At 70.1% G+C, this 17,842-nt stretch carries 14 protein-coding genes; all 14 read right to left on the bottom strand.

All coding sequences use genetic code 11. The annotated features are described in order from the left end of the window. Positions 1–23 precede the first annotated feature (23 nt). The 14 genes from KF709_13640 to KF709_13575 all read right to left on the bottom strand — a co-directional run bounded on the left by KF709_13640 (position 24) and on the right by KF709_13575 (position 17,840). Entirely contained in the window at positions 24–1,607 is a 1,584-nt protein-coding gene (locus KF709_13640; GenBank protein ID MBX3175452.1) for a hypothetical protein, read from the bottom strand. A 36-nt stretch (positions 1,608–1,643) separates the two neighbouring features. Further along, a complete protein-coding gene (locus tag KF709_13635; protein MBX3175451.1) occupies positions 1,644–2,900 on the bottom strand; it encodes a M23 family metallopeptidase in 1,257 nt (418 codons plus the stop codon). Next, positions 2,900–4,072 carry a cell division protein FtsZ gene (gene ftsZ / locus KF709_13630; protein MBX3175450.1) on the bottom strand — a complete coding sequence of 391 codons (1,173 nt, stop codon included), beginning with the start codon at positions 4,070–4,072 and terminating at the stop codon, positions 2,900–2,902. Before ftsZ ends, KF709_13635 begins: the two co-directional genes overlap by 1 nt. A gap of 288 nt (positions 4,073–4,360) precedes the next feature. After that, positions 4,361–5,629, bottom strand: a complete 1,269-nt coding sequence (ftsA, locus tag KF709_13625; protein MBX3175449.1) for a cell division protein FtsA — start codon at positions 5,627–5,629, stop codon at positions 4,361–4,363. Then, positions 5,626–6,399 carry an FtsQ-type POTRA domain-containing protein gene (locus KF709_13620; GenBank protein MBX3175448.1) on the bottom strand — a complete coding sequence of 258 codons (774 nt, stop codon included), beginning with the start codon at positions 6,397–6,399 and terminating at the stop codon, positions 5,626–5,628. Before KF709_13620 ends, ftsA begins: the two co-directional genes overlap by 4 nt. 3 nt (positions 6,400–6,402) lie before the next feature. Further along, positions 6,403–7,779: a UDP-N-acetylmuramate--L-alanine ligase gene (gene murC / locus KF709_13615; GenBank protein ID MBX3175447.1), complete on the bottom strand. Its 1,377-nt coding sequence runs from the start codon at positions 7,777–7,779 to the stop codon at positions 6,403–6,405. A gap of 1 nt (position 7,780) precedes the next feature. Further along, positions 7,781–8,866: a UDP-N-acetylglucosamine--N-acetylmuramyl-(pentapeptide) pyrophosphoryl-undecaprenol N-acetylglucosamine transferase gene (locus tag KF709_13610; protein MBX3175446.1), complete on the bottom strand. Its 1,086-nt coding sequence runs from the start codon at positions 8,864–8,866 to the stop codon at positions 7,781–7,783. Positions 8,867–8,924: 58 nt separating this feature from the next. Beyond that, on the bottom strand, positions 8,925–10,187 hold the full coding sequence (locus KF709_13605; GenBank protein MBX3175445.1) for an FtsW/RodA/SpoVE family cell cycle protein: 1,263 nt from the start codon (positions 10,185–10,187) through the stop codon (positions 8,925–8,927). Beyond that, complete coding sequence (gene murD / locus KF709_13600; GenBank protein MBX3175444.1) at positions 10,184–11,578, bottom strand: UDP-N-acetylmuramoyl-L-alanine--D-glutamate ligase; 1,395 nt, start codon at positions 11,576–11,578, stop codon at positions 10,184–10,186. Before murD ends, KF709_13605 begins: the two co-directional genes overlap by 4 nt. Then, positions 11,578–12,711 carry a phospho-N-acetylmuramoyl-pentapeptide-transferase gene (gene mraY / locus KF709_13595; protein MBX3175443.1) on the bottom strand — a complete coding sequence of 378 codons (1,134 nt, stop codon included), beginning with the start codon at positions 12,709–12,711 and terminating at the stop codon, positions 11,578–11,580. The genes murD and mraY overlap by 1 nt, the downstream gene beginning before the upstream one ends. Positions 12,712–12,725: 14 nt before the next feature. Continuing rightward, positions 12,726–14,069 carry a UDP-N-acetylmuramoyl-tripeptide--D-alanyl-D-alanine ligase gene (locus KF709_13590; GenBank protein MBX3175442.1) on the bottom strand — a complete coding sequence of 448 codons (1,344 nt, stop codon included), beginning with the start codon at positions 14,067–14,069 and terminating at the stop codon, positions 12,726–12,728. Continuing rightward, the gene (locus tag KF709_13585; GenBank protein MBX3175441.1) at positions 14,066–15,583 is read right to left on the bottom strand and encodes a UDP-N-acetylmuramoyl-L-alanyl-D-glutamate--2,6-diaminopimelate ligase; all 1,518 of its coding nucleotides are present in this window, start codon (positions 15,581–15,583) and stop codon (positions 14,066–14,068) included. The genes KF709_13590 and KF709_13585 overlap by 4 nt, the downstream gene beginning before the upstream one ends. Next, positions 15,580–17,550, bottom strand: coding sequence for a hypothetical protein (locus KF709_13580; protein ID MBX3175440.1), 1,971 nt, complete (start codon positions 17,548–17,550; stop codon positions 15,580–15,582). The genes KF709_13585 and KF709_13580 overlap by 4 nt, the downstream gene beginning before the upstream one ends. After that, positions 17,547–17,840 carry a hypothetical protein gene (locus KF709_13575; GenBank protein MBX3175439.1) on the bottom strand — a complete coding sequence of 98 codons (294 nt, stop codon included), beginning with the start codon at positions 17,838–17,840 and terminating at the stop codon, positions 17,547–17,549. Before KF709_13575 ends, KF709_13580 begins: the two co-directional genes overlap by 4 nt. Positions 17,841–17,842: the final 2 nt, after the last annotated feature.

Genomic DNA, 17,842 nt, shown 5'->3' with positions numbered 1-17,842 from the left:
GGAGGTAAACGCGAGGCGCTACGTCAGCGCCATCCGATTCGCCGCCGCAGCACCCATTCCGTGCAGAGCGCGACGAGGGCCAGCAGGGCCAGCCACCACGCCCCTCGCGCCCGGGGCGCCAGGTCCCTCGCCGGCCCCTCCCCGACGCTCCCTGATTGCACCGTGGCTGGCTGTGGCACCAGTTCCGCGTTGACGCTTGCCGACCCGGCGGCGGAACCGGCCACCCGCGGCGTGGCGGTGGCCCAGTCGAATATAGTCCCCCACAGCGCGTCGAAGGCGTCGGCGGGGCGGCCGCCGCGGGTGCGCCAGCGCCAGAATCCGGCCGCCGTTAGCACCACCACACGGGGCGGACCTTCGCGAAGCGCAACCACGGCGCGTTCATCCGTGCGACGCGCGCGGCGCGCAAGCAGCGCGCCGAGCGTACCGTCAGCCGCGACCGGCGCGCCGACCGTCAGTGGCGGCAGCGCGTCCCAGGGGAGATCGCCGAGCAGCGGGCGCAGCGGCGAGTCCCCAGCGGCGACGACGTAATGCTCGTCGGGACCGGCGGGTGGCGTCGGCATCAACACCAGGGCGCCGCGACTGCGGCTGCGCGGCGCACCGAAATACGCGGTATCGCCGTGCAACACGGCGAGCGAGGCCTGCTCCACGGCGCGTCGGACCGTCGCCTCCGGCACGGCCCGCAGGGCGTCGCCCTCGCGCCACTGGCCGGGTGCCACGCGCCAGTAGGCCCGCACCGCAGCCCGCTGGGTGCCGCGCAGCACGGTCAGCGCAAAGCGGGCGTCCTGGTCAGGCGCCGTCGACACCAGCGCGATGCGCGCCGTGCCCACCACGTTGATGGGCACGCGCAGGCTGTCGTTGGCCGCCAATGCATCATTGGGCTCAATCGACACGACCAGGTCCTGCTCGCCTTCCAGCGCCGGCACCACGACCCGCAGGTGTTCCTCGCGCTCGGCGTAGGCCTCAAGGGCCGGGACCTGCGCCCCGCCGAGGTCGCGCCCGCCCAGCCGGACGCCGACGCGGCGTGCCTGCGTGGCCAACGCGCCGCTGCGCAGGATGATGCGCAGGTCCAGCGTGTCGCCAATGACCGCTGCACGCGGCGCGTTCAGCCCGGCCACCGCCAGGTCGGAGAGCTCCGTCGGATCCACGCGCAGCAGGCGCGAGCCACGGGGCAGGTCCGCGAGATGCTCCGTGTCCGTCAGGCGGCCGTCGGTGACGACCACCACCGGTCGGCCCAGCGCGCGGGCCGCCGCGACCACGGGCTCCACGCGCGAGCTGCGGTCCCTGGGCTGCACCGGGAGGGAGTCGCCCCGCAGGGAGTCGCCGAAGAGGAGCAGCGAATCCGCACCCGCGGCCTGCAGGGAGTCCACCACCCGCCGGGCCACCGACCACGCCGCCCCACTGCCATCCGTGCCCCAACTCGCGGACGCGTCCACCACAACCCAGGGGGCCAAGGGCCGGGCCGGCGCCAGCGGCGCGTCCAGCAGCAGCGCGGTCACGGCCACGGCGGCCAGGGCGCGCAGCGCGGCCACACCGCGCGGCTGGACACCACGGTACGTGAGCAACGCCAACGACGCCCCCACCAGGAGGGCGACGAGCCATGCAATCATGTGTGTGGTCTACCGGCGCTGGTCACGCGCCGAAAGCTAGTTGCCGAGCGCGCGAAGTGGTCCCGCTGGTTGCTCAAGGGCGAACAGGACGGCATCCCGGGCTTGCTCAAAGCGCGCCAGCTCGGTACCCGAAAGCGGCGGGCCAGACTCGACCATGGCCAGGGCACGGCGCGGGTCGCGGAACTGCCCGCCGACGAGAATCTCGAAATGCAGGTGCGGCGCGGTCGAAAGGCCCGTTGAGCCCACGTAGCCAATCGTCTGCTCAATCCGCACCCGCGTGCCCTTCCGGATGCCCTCGGCGAAGCCACGCAGATGCGCGTAACGCGACACGAAGCCGTTCGAGTGCCGGATTTCGATCTGGTTGCCGTAGCCACCGTTGCGGCCGGCGGAGATCACGACGCCATCACCGATGCTGCGCACCGGCGTACCGGCATTCGCCGCGTAGTCCATGCCGTTGTGGTTGCGCATCGTCCCGAGGATCGGGTGACGGCGGCGACCGAAGCTGCTCGAGATGCGGCGGAACGACACCGGATTGCGCAGGAACATCGACGCCAGCGAGCGTCCCTTCTCATCGTAGTAGCGCACGCCGCCGTCCGCCTTCTCCAGACGGAAGGCCTGGATCTCGGTGCCCGCCTGCTGAAGACCCGCTGCGATCACCTTCCCGATGCGCTGTGTCCCGTCGGGCGCGGTATGCCGCTCAAAGAGCGCGCGCACCTTGTCGCCCTGCCGCAGCTCACGCGACATGTCGATCTTGTACTCGTAGATGTCGGCGATGCTCCAGGCCAGTTCGTCGCGCGCGCGGCCGCTCAGCATGCCCTCGCTGCCCATGCCAATGGCCTGGTACAGCGACGATTCCACCGTGCCGCGCACAATCAGCGTGTCGATCTTCCACGGCAGAATCTCTTCCGTGGCCGCCCATGAGTCGCCGGAGCGCGCCAAGCGCACGATGCGGTCCACCGCGAGGCGGAAGCGGATCTCGTGCGGCCGCGTGTCGGTTGTGTCACCGGAGACTTCCACGGCGAGTCCGGGGCGCAGGCGCCGCGGATTCAGCGGCGTGGCCGCCTTGATCACGTTCAGCGCCTCGACACCCGTGAGGCCGCGGCGCGCCAACAGGCCGCTCAGCGTCTCCCCTTCACCCAGCGTGTCGTGCGCGGTCCAAGGCTGCAGGTCCGGTTGCAGGATGGACAGCACGGCGGACGGGTCGCCCGGCGTGGGGGCCGGCAACCGAAGCGCGGCGATCGCGAGACCCGCGACCACCGCGCCCGTCAGAATCCGCCGTCCAGTGCCCGGCATCAGTCCATCTGTCTCCGAATGAACGTCGGGATCTCGAGGTCGCTGAGATCCTCCGCCGGGCGGGCCTGCGAGGGCCGCGGGCGCGGCACAGCATTCCCTGCCGCCGGAGCCTGCGTGCCACCGATCGACGGACGCTGCGAACGCGCGAGCGGATCCAACGGGATCACCGGCGTGCTGGCCCGCTGCGGGATCGCCATCCCACCCTGCGCCTTCCGCGCGAAGCCCGTGGCGATCACCGTCACGCGCACCTCGCCCTGCATGGCCGGCTCGCTCACCGAGCCGAAGATGATCTCGGCCTCCTCGCCCACCGCTTCCTTCACCACCTCGGCGATGGTCGTGACCTCGTCCAGCGTCATCTCGTGGCCGCCGGTGATGTTGATCAGCACACCGCGCGCGCCAGCGATCGACACGTTGTCGAGCAGCGGGCTCTCGATGGCCATGCGGGCAGCGTCCAGCGCGCGGTTGTCGCCGCGGCCGATGCCGGTGCCCATGATGGCCGAGCCGCCGTCCTTCATGACCGTGCGCACGTCGGCGAAGTCCACGTTCACCATGCCGGCCTTCGTGATGATGCCGGAGATGCCGCCCGTGGCCTGCAGCAGCACTTCGTCGGCCTTCTTGAGCGCGTCTTGGAACGGGATGCCCTTGCCCACCACGGCGAGCAGCCGCTCGTTGGGCACGACGATCATCGTGTCCACGTGCTTGGCCATCTCGGCGATGCCCTCGTCGGCCTGGCGCATGCGCTTGCGGCCTTCGAACAGGAACGGCTTGGTGACGATGCCCACGGTGAGCGCGCCGACCTCACGTGCGAGTTCGCAGACGATCGGCGCCGCACCGGTGCCGGTGCCGCCACCCATGCCGCAGGTCACGAACACGAGGTCCGAGCCTTGGATGGCGCGCATCACCTCATCGCGATTTTCCTCGATCGCCTGACGCCCGATTTCCGGGCGGGCGCCGGCGCCGAGGCCCCGCGTGAGCTTCTTGCCGATCTGGATCTTGACGTCGGACTTGGAGTTGAGCAGCGCCTGCGCGTCGGTGTTCACGGAAATGAACTCGACGCCCTCGAGCTGCTCCTCGATCATCCGGTTGACCGCGTTGCCACCGCCGCCGCCAACCCCCACGACCTTCATCCGGGCGTGTTGGGCGTTGGTCTCCTCGAACTCGAAGATGCTCATAGAGGGAGAATGGGGAACGGTGGAGGGTGAACGGGTCACGGGCGGCGCCGGAGGACGGGAAATATAGCCCAATCCGGGCCCGCCTTCACACGTGGGATGACGACTCGGGGGGTGCGGGGGAAACGGTGGGGTTGTCCACTGCCTTCGACTGGATTGAGCAGATTTGTGACCTCGGACAGAGGCGAAGGTGGTAGGACGAAGGACGGAAGCCAAACGGCGATCCGGAGCCCCGCCCCGAATCGCCGCTGTCCGCCGTTCTCTTCCGTCCTTCGTCCTCCGTCTTCCGTCTTAAAACCAATCCTGCAGCCAAGTCTTAAACCGCTGCGCCATCGAGTCCATGTTCGGCGCCGCATTCGAGAGCGACAGCCGCCGCCCCTTCCCTTGGCTGGCCCCGATCGCCACGCGGTGGGCGCCATACTGGACCAGGCCGGTCACGGTGGAGAAGCGCGGGCTCTGGACGCTGTCGGCGAGGCCGCCAAGGTACTCACCGGGGACGCCGACGCGGGCGCCGGTGCCGAAGACGTCGCTGGCCAACAGATCCGAGCCCGGCTGGGCCGCGGCGCCACCGGTCACCACCACACCCGCGGCGAGGCGCGGCAGCAGGCCGGCCTCCTCCACGTTGCGCAGGACCATCTCGTAGATCTCCTGCGTGCGCTGGTGGATGATGTGTGCCAGCAACTCGCGCGGGATCTCCCGGTCGCCCTGCGCCGCCGTGCTCGGCAGCTTGATGACCTCGCCCGTCTGCTTCACGATCGGCTCATAGGCCGCGCCGTACTGCTCCTTGAGGCGCTCCGCATCCAACTGCGTCACGCCGAGTCCGTGCACGATGTCGCTGGTGACGTTCACGCCACCGAAGCCGACGGTGCCGAGGTAGCGGATCTTGCCTTCGTGGAAGACGGCGACGTCGGTGGTGCCGGCGCCCATCTCGATCAGGGCGACACCCAGTTCCTTTTCGTCGTCCGTCAGCACGGAGAGCGCAGACGCGAGCGGCTCCAGTACCAGCTCACCGACCTGATACCCGGCCCGCTCCACCGCCTTGCGCAGGTTCATCGCCGGCGAGGCGCCGATGGTGACGAGGTACATCTCCGTCTCGAGCCGCGTGCCGATCATGCCGACGGGATCGCGCACGCCCTGGTTCTTGTCGACCGTGTATTCCTGCGGGATTGCGTGGATCAGCTCGCGGTCCTGCGGAATGGCCTGCGCGCGGGCGACCGCATTGGCGCGGTCCACGTCGGCGCGGGTGATTTCCTTGCCGGTCACGCTGGCGATGCCCGTGGAGGTCATGGCCTGCACGTGCTCGCCGGCGATGCCCGCATAGACGGTCTCGACGCGCGCGCCTGCCATTCGCTCGGCGTCCTGCATGGCCTTGGTGATGGAGCGCTGCGTTTCCTCGATGTCGGCCACCACGCCCTTCCGCAGGCCCGTGGTGCGCGCCTGCCCGACGCCCAGGATGTTCACCGTGGGATGCTTGGGCAGATCCCCCACGACCTCCGCGATGACAGCGGTGGTCTTGGCGGATCCGATATCGAGGCCAGCGACGAGACGGTCGAGGTTCATTTGGTCTTTAGACGGACGATCACTTGGTCACGGTAGCGTAGGTCGAGCTCACGGATCGTCCACTGACGTCGCGCCGCATCGAGTTCCACGGGGAGCACGTCGGCCAGCCGCGCGGCCGTTACCGCCGGCGTCGCGAGGATCCGGAACTCGGCGAGTTCCAGCAGCACATCCCCCCGCGCCGTCCGGCCTGCTTCGCTCAGTCGCGCGAAGAGGGCCGGCTCATCGGCCTGCGTCTCCGCGAGCAGCCGGAGCAGCAGCGTGTCCTCCCGGGCGAGCACCGGCAGGTCCACGTCAACCGCCGTGGGATCCACCGGTAGCGAGTCCCCCGCCGCATCCGTGACCACCATCCCGCGCGGCGTGTTGACCAATGCTACCGGCGGATTCTCCGTCACGACGACGACGAGCGTGCCGGGAAGCTTTCGCCGGATACGCACCGTGCGCACCTGCGGATGCTCCGCCACCCGCGCCTCGAGCGGCGACACGTCGTCCCACACGGACGCGGTCGTGTCGACCCTCAACCGCGAAACGATTTCGTCGGGCGCGGCGTAACGGAGGCCCTCGAGCTCCACGCGCTGCACGCGGAAGAAGTCCATCTGCTGCAGCAGGGCGCGTCCCCACCAGGGGCTGGCGAGCACGGCCAGCACCAGCGCAACACGCGTGATGCGGTGCAGTAGGCGACGCGACTTGCTGGGCCCGCCGCCATCGCCCGTGCCCGACGCACCGAGGCCGCGCGCCGACCGACCTGTTCCATCTGCAGCCGTGTCGCGCATTGATCAGCCCCCGAGCCGCGCGAGCAGCTCGGGTCCGGTCTTGGTGATGTCCCCCGCCCCGACAGTGAACACCACGTCGCCCTCGCGCACTTCGGTCGTGAGCGCTGCGGCCAGCTCGCTGCGCGGGCCGCTCCACCGCGGGCTTCGCTCGCGTGTCGCCAACGCATCGGCGACCAGGGCGCTCGTCACTCCGGGGATTGGCTGCTCACGCGCCGGATAGATGTCCGCCAGGAAGACGGCGTCGGCCTGCGCCAGCGCCGCGCCGAAGTCATCGGCAAAGTCCCGCGTGCGGCTGAAGAGGTGCGGCTGAAAGGCCACGACGATGCGCCGCCCTGGAAACGCGTCGCGCGCGGCGGCGAGCGTCGCCCGCACCTCGGTCGGGTGGTGCGCGTAGTCGTCCACAACCTCGATGCCCTGTGCCGAGCCCAAGCGTTCGAAGCGCCGCTCCGCACCCACGAAGCGCGCGAGCCCCGGCGCCATCTGCTCCACCGTCAGTCCCCAAGGCCCGATGCCACAGGCCAGCGCGGCGAGCGCGTTGCGCACGTTGTGCAGCCCGGGCACGGCCAGGCGCACCTCGCCCATCGCCTTGCCGTCGTAGTGCACCGTGAAGACGCTGCCGCCGTCCACGGCACGCACATCGCGCGCCACCAATCGCGCGTCGGGGCTCGTCACACCGTATCGAATCACCTCGGCTGTCGCCGGACTCGGCAGGGCGTTGGCGCCAAGGTCGTCTGCGCAGAGCACCACGTACCGCGCCCGCCGCACGAACTCCGCGAAGGTCGCCGTGATGTCGGCCAGGTCCGCGTAGATGTCGAGATGGTCCGCCTCGACGTTCGTCACCACCGCGACCGTGGGCCACAGCGCGAGGAACGAGCGGTCGTACTCGTCGGCCTCAACGACGAACACCTCGTGCCCGCCGTCCGAGAGATTCCCGTTCCAGGCACGCACCCTCGCGCCCACGACTCCAGTCGGATTCCGTCCGGCGGCGGCGAGCGCTTCCGTCGTCATCACCGTCGTCGTGCTCTTGCCGTGTGTGCCCGCGATGCCGATCAGCGTGCCGCCGGCCGTCGCCTCCGCCAAGGCCTCGGCGCGCCGGATCACCGGGATGCCGGCAGCGCGCGCGGCGGCAATCTCCGGATGGTCCTTCGGCACGGCACTCGTGACCACGAGCGCGCGATGCCCCGCCACGTGCGCCGCATCGTGCCCCTCGTGCATCGCGATGCCCAGCGTCCGCAGGTCCGCCGCACCGGCGAGCGACTGGTCGCAACCGGTGACGCGCGTGCCGCGCCGATGGCAGAGCTCGGCGAGCGCACTCATCCCCGCACCCGCGATCCCCATGAAGTGCACGGGTCGCGGGTCGGTTGGATCGATCAATGGCATGTCAGGAAAGATACGCGGCGATGTATCGCGCAATCTCTGCCGCGGCCTGCGGGCGGCCGCGCGCCTTGGCAGCCGCGGACATCGCCGCGAGCCGAGTGGGATCCGACAGCAGGCCGCCGATCTCGCGCGACAACCGCTCCGCCGACAGCGCCGACTGCGGCAGGTGCAACGCCGCCCCTGCGGCCTCGAGCACCCGCGCGTTTTCCGTCTGGTGGTCGGCCGCCGCGCTCGGCAAGGGCACGATCAACATCGGCACGCCCCAGGCACAGAGCTCGCTGCTGCCCATCATCCCACCGCGCACCAAGGCGAGATCCGCCGTCGCGTAGGCCTCGGCGATCGGCGAGAGATACGGCAGCACGCGGACGTCCGGCCGATCCAGATGCGCGTAGGCATCGTGCTGCGCACGCCCCGTGGCCCAGAGTACGCAGAGTCCGTCGGGGATCCCCTGCTCCACCCAGGCCGCAACCGCTTGGTTGATGGCGCGCGCCCCCTGCGAGCCGCCGAACACAAGCAGCACGGACGCCGAGGCGGGAAAGCCCCAACGCGCCCGCGCCTCGGCGCGCGCCGGTCGGATGTCAGGCGGCGGTTCGATCGGATTCCCCGTATCGCGAAGTTCCGCACGACCGCTGGGCAGGTGCGAGGCTGCTTCGGGGAAGCCGAGGTACGCCTCGCGCGTGAAGCGCGCGCTCCAACGCGCCGTAATGCCCGGCACCGAATCGCCGATGTGCTGAACGGCGGGAATCCCGCGACGCCAGGCCCAGAACAGCGTCAGGCCTGCGGCGTAGCCGCCCGTACCGACGACAAGTCGTGGCGCACGTTCGCGCGCCGCGTCATCGAGTCGACTCCACCCCGCCCAGGCGCCGCGCAGCGTGCGCCAGTTCTTCCAGACCTGCGGGCGATACAGCGGATGCAGGTCCAGCAGCAGATGCGGAAACTCCGTCGTCGGCAGCACGTCGCGTTCGATGCCCCGCATCGCGCCGACGAAGAACGGCTGCACGTCGGGACGCGTGCGCACCAAGGCCCGCGCGATGGCGAGCCCCGGGTATAGGTGTCCGCCCGTTCCACCGCCGCTGAACCAGACGTGCACCCTGTGCCCGGCGCTGCCTGCCGCGCCTTCACTGCCAGGGCGACCTTCGCGGCTCACGCTAGCGCCGCGCAGCCAGCGGGTCCGAAGCTCGATCGCCCACGACGCGCTCCGCCGTGCTGCCGATGTTCACCAGGATGCCCGTCATCACCAGCGAGAGCAGGATGTTCGACCGGCCATACGAGATGAACGGCAGCGTCAGGCCCGTCGTCGGCAGCAGTCCGATGACGACACCGATGTGCAGGTACGCGGTCACGAGCATCGTCACCGTCAGCCCCAAGGCCACCAACTGCGTGAACGGCGTGCGCGCGTGCTTGGCGATGCGAAAGCCCAGCCAGCCCCAGAGCGCGTAGACGAGGATCAGTCCCGCCAGCCCGATGAAGCCCCACTCCTCGCCGACGTTCGAACCGATGAAGTCATTGTACGGCAGCGGCAGGAAGCCGTACTGCTGGCGGCCCTGCCCGAAGCCGACGCCGAGCAGTCCGCCCGAGCCCACGGCAATCAGCGACTGCGTCAGTTGGTAGTTCACCTCGGCCTCGGCGCCGCTGGCACCGGCAAAGCCGAGGATGCGCGCCATCACATACTCAAGGCGGTTCACCTGCGACCAGAGCACCGGTAGCAGCAGGACGCCAAGCAGCACGAAGTGGCCGATGCGCGCGCCGGCGGAGAACAGCATGGCTCCCATCACGACGGCGTAGAACAGCGGCACGGAGAGGTCGGGCTGCAGCACGCAGAGCACGCTCAGCACACCGAAGATGACACCGAACGGCATCAGCCCCTTGGTCAGCCGCTTCAGGCCCTCGGCGCCGCCCTTCTTCACGATCAGCATCGCCGTCCACATCACGAGGGCCAGCTTGCCGAACTCCGAGGGCTGGATGGAGCCGCCGAGCAGAAAACGACGCGAGCCATTGATGCGCGGCGCAATGCTCGCGGGCATGCCGGGGATCACCGTGATGAGCATCGTGAGCACGGCCACGGCAAGCATTGGCCACGCGAGGGTACGCCAGCGCTCCGCATCCACCTTGGCAAGCACGGCAAACGCGACGATGCCGACGCCCACACCCGTCAACTGCTTCACGAAGAAGTGCCAGCTGGGGTTGCCGGCCTGCACGGCGACGATCGAGCTCGCGGAGTAAAGTGTGGTGAGGCCGAAGACCACCAGCGCGGCCGTGAGCATCACCAGCGCCCGCGCGGCGAGGCTCATCTCCCAACGGATGCGCTCGTGGGGCGCCCGCGCGGAGTCGCGTGGTGTGGCGCGCGTCGTGACACGCGCGGCGGCACCGGCCGTGGCGGCCGGCGAGAACACATCACCGACGGCGGTCACTGCGGCAGGGCCAGCGCACGGAACGCGGCGCCGCGTTCCTCATAGTTGGCGAACATGTCGAAGCTCGAGCAGGCAGGGGCAAGGAGGACCGCGTCGCCCGGGCGTGCCAGTGCACGCGCACGCGCGACGACTGCCTCAAAGGACGATTCAAGACGCTCCACCGGCACGTGCCCGCGCAGGTCCGCTTCCACCTGCCCTCCCGCTTCACCAAACGCCACGACCTGCGTGACGCGACCCTGCATGGCCGACAACAGCTCCGTGTACGGCTCGCCCTTGTGCCGGCCGCCGAGCAGCAGGACGGTCGGGCGTTCCATCGCGGCGATGGCCACCCGCGCCGCGCCCACGTTGGTGGCCTTGGAGTCGTTCACCCACAGCACCCCGGCGCGCTCCCCGACGATTTCCAGGCGATGCGGCGGCGGCCGGAAGCTCTGCAGGCCGACGGCGAGCTTGGCCCGCATCGCGGCACTACGCTGCGTCGGCAACGCCTGCCAGACGGCCAACACCGCACACAGCGCGTTGGCCACGTTGTGCTCACCGAGCATCGGGAGGCGGTCGCGCTCCAGCAAAGGCGCGCCCTCAAGCAGCAGCACACGCCGCTCCGCGTCGTACGAGGCCTCCGCTGCCCGGCCGGCAACCGAAAACGTCTTGGCGATTCCCGGCACCTCGGCCGTGCGCCGCAGCACCTCGGCATCGTCGGCGTTCACCACGCGCAGGCTGCTCGGCCCGGCGTTGCGGAAGAGCAGGTCCTTGTCGGCGTAGTAGTCCTCCAGGGACGCGTAGCGATCCAGATGGTCGGGCGCGAGGTTGGTGAGCACCGCCACCGCCGGAGCTACCGAGGGCGTGTCGTGCAGTTGGAACGAGCTCAGCTCGATGCTGAGCCAGGCGGGCTGCTTGGCGGCGCGCGCGAGTTCGCTCAGCGGCGTGCCGATGTTGCCACCTTCCGTGGCCTCCACGCCCACCGCGCGAAAGAGATGGGCGATCAGCGCCGTCACGGTCGTCTTGCCGTTCGTGCCGGTCACGGCCACGTAGGGAATGGCCGGCATCGCCCGCAAGGCGATCTCTATCTCGCTCAGCACCTCGACGCCGGCCTCGCGCGCCGCCACCAGCGGTGGCGCCTGCGGCGGAATCCCGGGGCTCACCACCACCACGCCCGAGCGCGCGATGCGTGCCAGGTCGTGCGAGCCCACATCCACCGCGATGCCTTCGCTGCGCAACGCCTGCGCGGTCCCCTGCAATGCGGCACTGTTGCCGGCGTCGGACACATAGACCCGCGCGCCCTGCGCGTGCAGCAGCCGCGCGACGGCCGCCCCACTTCGCCCCGCCCCGAGCACGGCGATCTCACCGCGGGCCGCGGTCTCCTCCAGCGTCGGCAGCAGCGGCGACGCGGCCATCAGCGAATCTTCAGCGTGGACAGCGCGAGGAAGGCGCAGAGGATCCCGAGGATCCAGAAGCGCACCACCACCTGCGTCTCCGGCCAGCCCTTGAGCTCAAAGTGGTGATGGATCGGCGCGCGCAGGAACACGCGGTGCGTCTTCGCATACTCGAGGCCGTGGCGACGCCGCCGCCACTTGAATGCACTGCGCTGCAGGATCACCGACAGCGTCTCAGCCACGAACACGCCGCCCAGGATCAACACCAGAAACTCGCTCTTGAGCAGGATCGCCACCGCTCCCAGCGCGCCACCCATCGCGAGCGAGCCCGTGTCGCCCATGAAGACCTCGGCGGGGTGCGCGTTGTACCAGAGGAAGCCCACCGCCGCGCCGAACACCGCGGAGCAGAACACGGTGAGTTCGCCGGCACCGCGCAGGTAGATCAAGCCGAGATACTCCGACGCGTCGAAGCGCCCCATCAGGTACGCGAAGACCGCCAGCGTCAGCATCGCGATGGCCATCAGTCCCGCGGCCAAGCCATCGAGCCCATCGGTGAGGTTCACGGCGTTGCTGGTGCCCGTCATCACGAAGGTCACGAAGGGCAGATACAGCCAGGCCCAGGTGGGCTCGACCAGCACATACTTGTAGAACGGCAGCGTGGTCGACGCGCCCGGCAGGTTGTTCAACGGGAACTGCCACAGGTAGAAGCCCAGCGCGAGGCCGATCGTCACCTGCCCGGCCAGCTTGTAGCGCTCGACCAGGCCGCGGTTCTCCTTGCCCTCGCGCTTCTGCTTCAGCTTCAGGTAGTCGTCGAGGAAGCCGATCGCTCCCATCAGCACCGTGACGACCAGCGCCAGCCACACGTAGTGACTGCCCAGCTGCATCCACAGCAGCGAGGAAAGCATCACGGCCGTGATGATGATCAGGCCACCCATCGTCGGGGTCTGTCCCTTGGACGCGTGCGAGTCCGGCGTCCCCTCGCGCACGACCTGGTGCACCTGCATGGACCGGAGCCGCCGCACGAACCACGGGCCGACGATGAACGAGATCAACAGCGCCGTGATCGCCGCCCCGGCCGCGCGGAATGAGATGTAGCGGAAGATGTTGAACGCCGTCTCGAACTTCGTCAGGGGCAGCAGGAACTCGTAGAGCATCGGTCGTTCGGTCCTTAGGTCGTCGCCCAGGTGGTCAACAGCGGAAGCAGTCGTTCGAGCCGAACGCCGCGCGAAGCCTTCAGCAGGATGGCCGCATTGCGCGCCAGTCGCGGCGCGAGATTCGGCCACAAGTCATCCACATCCTCGGCGATGAGCACACGCGGGTCATCGGGAGCGAGGGCGCGCAGCGCAGCGCCGAAGGCCCCAATCCCCACGACGGTCTCGGCGCCACTAGCCAACGCCGCCTCGGCGACCTCCCGGTGGGCCCGCTCGCTCGCCGCGCCCAGCTCCCGCATCGTGCCAAGCACCGCTACCTGGGGACGCCCCTCGGCGACATCGCGCAACAGCTCGATCGCAGCGCGCGCCGAGCCGGGATTGCTGTTGTAGCAGTCGTTAACGAGCAGGGCCTCGCCGAGCGATTCGACGGCCGAGCGCATCGGCGGCTGCGGCATCCGCGAGATGCCGAGTGCGGCGTCGGCTGGCGCCACACCGAACTCGTCGCTCACGGCGAGTACAAGGGCGGCGTTGCGCAGGTTGTGCGCGCCCGGCAGCGGAATGTGTACGCGCGCCCCGCCCCAGTCGAGCCAGCCGCGGCCGTTGGGCTTTAAGCCAAACTCCTGCGGCGTGCGATCGGCGCTGGTCAGTCCCGCGGTGATCACACGCGCGGCGCGCGTACGAGCCGCGCTGACCACATCTGGTTCGGCCGCCGGCACCACAGCAATCGGCACGTCTACGGTGAGGGCAAGCTCCTCCTCGAGCACGCCGGCCAGGTCACCGAAGCCCTCGAGATGTTCCTCCTGCACCGTGGTGACCAGCGCGACATCAGGCCGGATGATCTCGCGCAGCGCCTCGATTTCGCCCGGTTCGTTCGTCCCCGCTTCGACGATCGCGAGGTCCGCGCCATCGGGAAGCGCCAGCAGCGTGAGCGGCACGCCGATGCGGTTGTTCAGGTTGCCGGTGGTCGCGTGCACCTCGTAGCGACTGCCCAGCGCGGCCTTCAGCAGTTCCTTGGTGCTGGTCTTCCCGTTCGAGCCACCGATGGCGATGACGGGCTTCGCCCAGGCATCGCGGCGGTACCGGGCGAGCTGCCCCAGCGCGACCAAGGTGTCTGGCACCTCGAGCACGGGCACGCCTGACGTCGGCGCACGCCGCGCGTCGGAGACCACGAGTACCGCGGCTCCATTGGCCACCGCGTCCTGCAGATGGTCGTGCGCGTCGAAGCGCTCGCCGATGAGCGCGACGAAGGCCTCGCCCGCCTTGATGCTGCGTGTGTCCGTGGAGATGCCGGCGATGGCGCGCGAGTCGTAGCCGCGCAGGCCCAGCGCCTTAGCCACGCGATCCAGCGTCCAGAAGCTCATGCGGTGGTTCTTGCCAGGAGTTCGCGAACAATCTGCGCCTCGTCAAACGGGTGCGAGGTCGTGCCGCGGATCTGGTAAGTCTCGTGTCCCTTCCCGGCCAGCAGCACGACATCGCGCGCGGGATCCGCCAGCGCGATGGCGTGGGCGATGGCGGCGCGCCGATCCTCGATCCGATCGTAGCTACCGGCCGGCAACGCCGCCACGATCTCGTCGAGGATGCGCTCGGGATCCTCGGTGCGCGGGTTGTCGCTCGTCACCACGAGATGGTCGGCACCTGCGCGCGCCGCCTCCGCCATCAGCGGCCTCTTGCCGCGGTCGCGGTCGCCACCGCAGCCGAAGAGCACGATCAGTCGGCCTGGCGCGAAGGGACGCAGCGCTGCCAGCGCTCGCGCCAGTGCATCCGGTGTGTGCGCATAATCGCGCAGCACGGTCGGCTGCTCGGCGAGCAGTTCGAGTCGGCCCGGTACCTGCGGCGTCGTCGCGAGGCGCGCCGCCACTTGCTCGGGCGACAGGCCAAGCGCCGTGGCGGCGGCTGCAGCGGCCAGTGCGTTGGACACGTTAAAGTCGCCGATCAGCGGCAGCACGACGGGTCGCGTCGTGCCGCCGACGCCCAGCAGCCACGCGCTTCCCCGTGGCGTGTAGCGGATCTCGGTGGCCCGCACGTCGACGCCTGCGTTCTTGCTGCGGCCGCCGCTGCCGGAGTCCGCCACCAGACTCAGCCCAACACCGAAGCGCAGCACGCGCGGCGCCTTCGGCAACGCGCGCCACGCGTCGTCGTCCGCGTTCACCACTGCGGTTCCGTCCGCGGAGAGCAAGCCAATCAGCCGCGCCTTGGCCGCCAGATACGCGTCCATCGTCCCGTGGTAGTCGAGATGGTCACGCGTCAGGTTCGTGAACACGGCGGCATCGAAGCGCAGGCCACCGACCCGCTGCTGGTCCAGCGCGTGCGAGGACACCTCCATCGCCACGCGGCGCACACCCGCCTCGACCAACGCGCGCAGCAGGCGGTGTAACTCGATCGGTCCCGGCGTGGTCAACCCACTCCCGCCCGGGAACGGCGTGCCGTCGCCGAGCAGCACGCCCAGCGTGCCGAGACTTGCGGCCGGCGCCTCCGGTGAGTCGAGCAGATGCCGCAACAGCCCGACCGTCGTGGTCTTGCCGTTCGTGCCGGTCACGGCCACGAGTTGCAGTTGCTCCGCCGGCTGGCCGTAGAACGCAGCGGCCGCCACGGCCGCCGCCGCCCGCGTGTCGCGAACCACCAGCGCCGGCAGCGCCGTTGCGCCATCCTCCGCGATGATGGCACAGCTCGCCCCCGCGCCGGCGGCATCTCCGAGGAAGGCGTGTCCGTCGCGCAGGCTGCCACGCACCGCCACGAAGCAGGTACCAGTGCCCACGCGCCGACTGTCATCCGTGAGATCGGCAATGGACTCGGGCAACGAATCGCGCACTTCGACCAACTGCCCTGCCCGCTCAAGCGCCGCGCGAAGCACCTCGGTACGTACGCTCGTCGTCACTGCGAGTCGCCCAGGCGCACCACGGCCCCTGCCCGCGCGCGCGTACCAGCCGCCGGCTGCTGCGCGGAGGATCCCCGCACGAGTTGCACCCGGAAGCCTGCGCGGTGCAGCGTGCGCACAGCCTCGCGCGTGGGCAGGCCGCGCACATCTGGCACCGTCCGCTCCGAGCGCGCCAACACCGCCGGTGCCTCGACCGGGGCCGTCAGCTCGAACACATAGGCCGGCGCCTCGCGCTCCGATGCCGCCTCGGCCACCGCTTCGCTGCGGACGCTGTCCGCGGCCACGACCGCCGACGGCGCGGCACGCTTGGGCGACTGCGCGAGTGCCTGTCGGTCGAGCGCGGCGTCGCGCGCGGCGATCGCGGCCTCCAACACAACCTTGGTGATCGGCGCGGCGGTACGCCCGCCGTAGTACGCACCACTCGGATTATCGAGCTTCACCAAGATCACGTACTGCGGCGCCTCGGCCGGGAACAATCCCACGAAGCTCGCCGTGTAGGACCCGGCGGCGTAGCCACGGCCGTCACTGGTCGTGCGTCGCGCCGTGCCCGACTTGCCCGCCACTTCGAACGTCGCCAGGTCCGCCGAGGTTGCGGTGCCTTCCGTCACGACCTCGCGCAGCAGCTCGCGCATCGTGCTGGCGGTGCGTTCGCTCATCAACCGCCGCACCACGCGCCGCTCGGCGCGCCAGGTCGTGCGGCCGGAGGCGTCCCGAACCTCCTCGAGCAGCCGCGGCTCCAACAGTTCGCCGCCGTTGGCGATGGCCGCGTAAGCCGCGGCCAGCTGCAACGGGGTGACAGAGATCTCATAGCCCATCGCCAGCGACGCCGCCGACTGCCGCGACCACTGCCCCACCGGATACAGCCGCCCCGACGACTCCGACGGATACGGCAGGCCAGTGGACATCCCGAAGCCCGCATCGCGCAGCGCCTCGTACTCCTCCTGCGGCGTCAGGCGTTCGGCGAACTGCACGATGCCGATGTTCGACGATTGGCGGATCACCTCACCGAAGCTCATCGCCCGCGCCCGGTGGATGTCGCGGATCGTGCGGCCGTTGAGTCGGAACTCGCCATTGTACGTGGGCACCGAGTCGGTAAGCGCCACGCGCCCGCGTTCCAGCAGCGCCGCCGCAATGAACGGCTTCAGGGTCGAGCCAGGCTCGTAGGGTTCCGTCAACGCCGTGGCGCCGTTCGCGGCGGCGTTCGCGCGGCGGCTGGCCAGTGCGCGGATGGCGCCGGTGTGGGGATCGAGCACGACGATGTCGCCGCCGCTCGCTCCCATCCGAGCCACGGCGTCCGCCAGCGCGCGCTCGGCGATGTCCTGCAGTCCCGCATGCAGGGTGAGCACCACGCTGTGCCCAGCCGTCGGCGCGACAGTCGTTTCCTCGGGTGAGACCAAGCGCTGGCCACGCCCGTCGCGCACCAAGGCGCGCCGCCCGGAATGTCCGCGCAACAGGCTGTCGAGCGATTGCTCCAGCCCACCGGCAGGCTCTCCCTCACGGTCGGTGGTCCCCAGCAGGCGTCGCAGCCCGTCCGTGGGCGGCGCGACGCGCTCAAGTGCCGGCGTGGCGTGCACCCCGCGCATTGCCAACGCGTCTGCGGCCGCGGAGGCGAGGTAGAGATCGGGCAACTCCACCCACTTGCGCGCGGGGTCCGTGGCGCGGCGCACGAACTCGTCGCGCACGCCGGCGCGGCGCAGTGCCGTGGCCAGCGCCCCACGGTCGCGCACCTCGCTCGGGGCGACGGCCAAGCGCAGCATTGCGCGGCTCTCGACCAAGACCTGGCCCGAGGCATCGAGCAGCGACCCGCGCGGTGCCGGCAGCTCCGCACTCGTCACCTGTTGCCCACGCGCCTTGGCTCGCCAGCGCTCGGTCTCGCCGAGCTGCACGTAACCTGCGCGCAGCAGCAGCGCCACGGCGAAGGCTACGAAAGCGCCGTGCACCCCCCCCACACGGCTGATGCGGATCACGGGCGCGGCGTATCCCGGCCGTCGGGCCGCGGAATGATGATGACGAGACTCTCGGGCGGGATGCGCATACCGAGTTGCTGTTCGACGATGGGGGCGAGCCGGGCCCGGCTGGACGCATCGCGGATCTCCGCCTCAAGGGCGGCTTCCTGTGCTTCCAGCGTGGTCCGGCGGTCTTCGAGGGCGCGGATTTCGAGGCTCTGGGCGATGCCTTTGCTCCGCCTCAGTATGACGCCTGTGGCGACCACAAAGAAACCGAGCAGGGCCAGCAGAATCAGGGTCCGGCCGCGCATCG

This window comes from Gemmatimonadaceae bacterium (genome assembly GCA_019637445.1).
Taxonomy (GTDB): domain Bacteria; phylum Gemmatimonadota; class Gemmatimonadetes; order Gemmatimonadales; family Gemmatimonadaceae; genus Pseudogemmatithrix.
The sequence above is the reverse complement of the archived record's forward strand: the minus strand, read 5'-3'. Positions and strand labels throughout refer to the sequence as shown.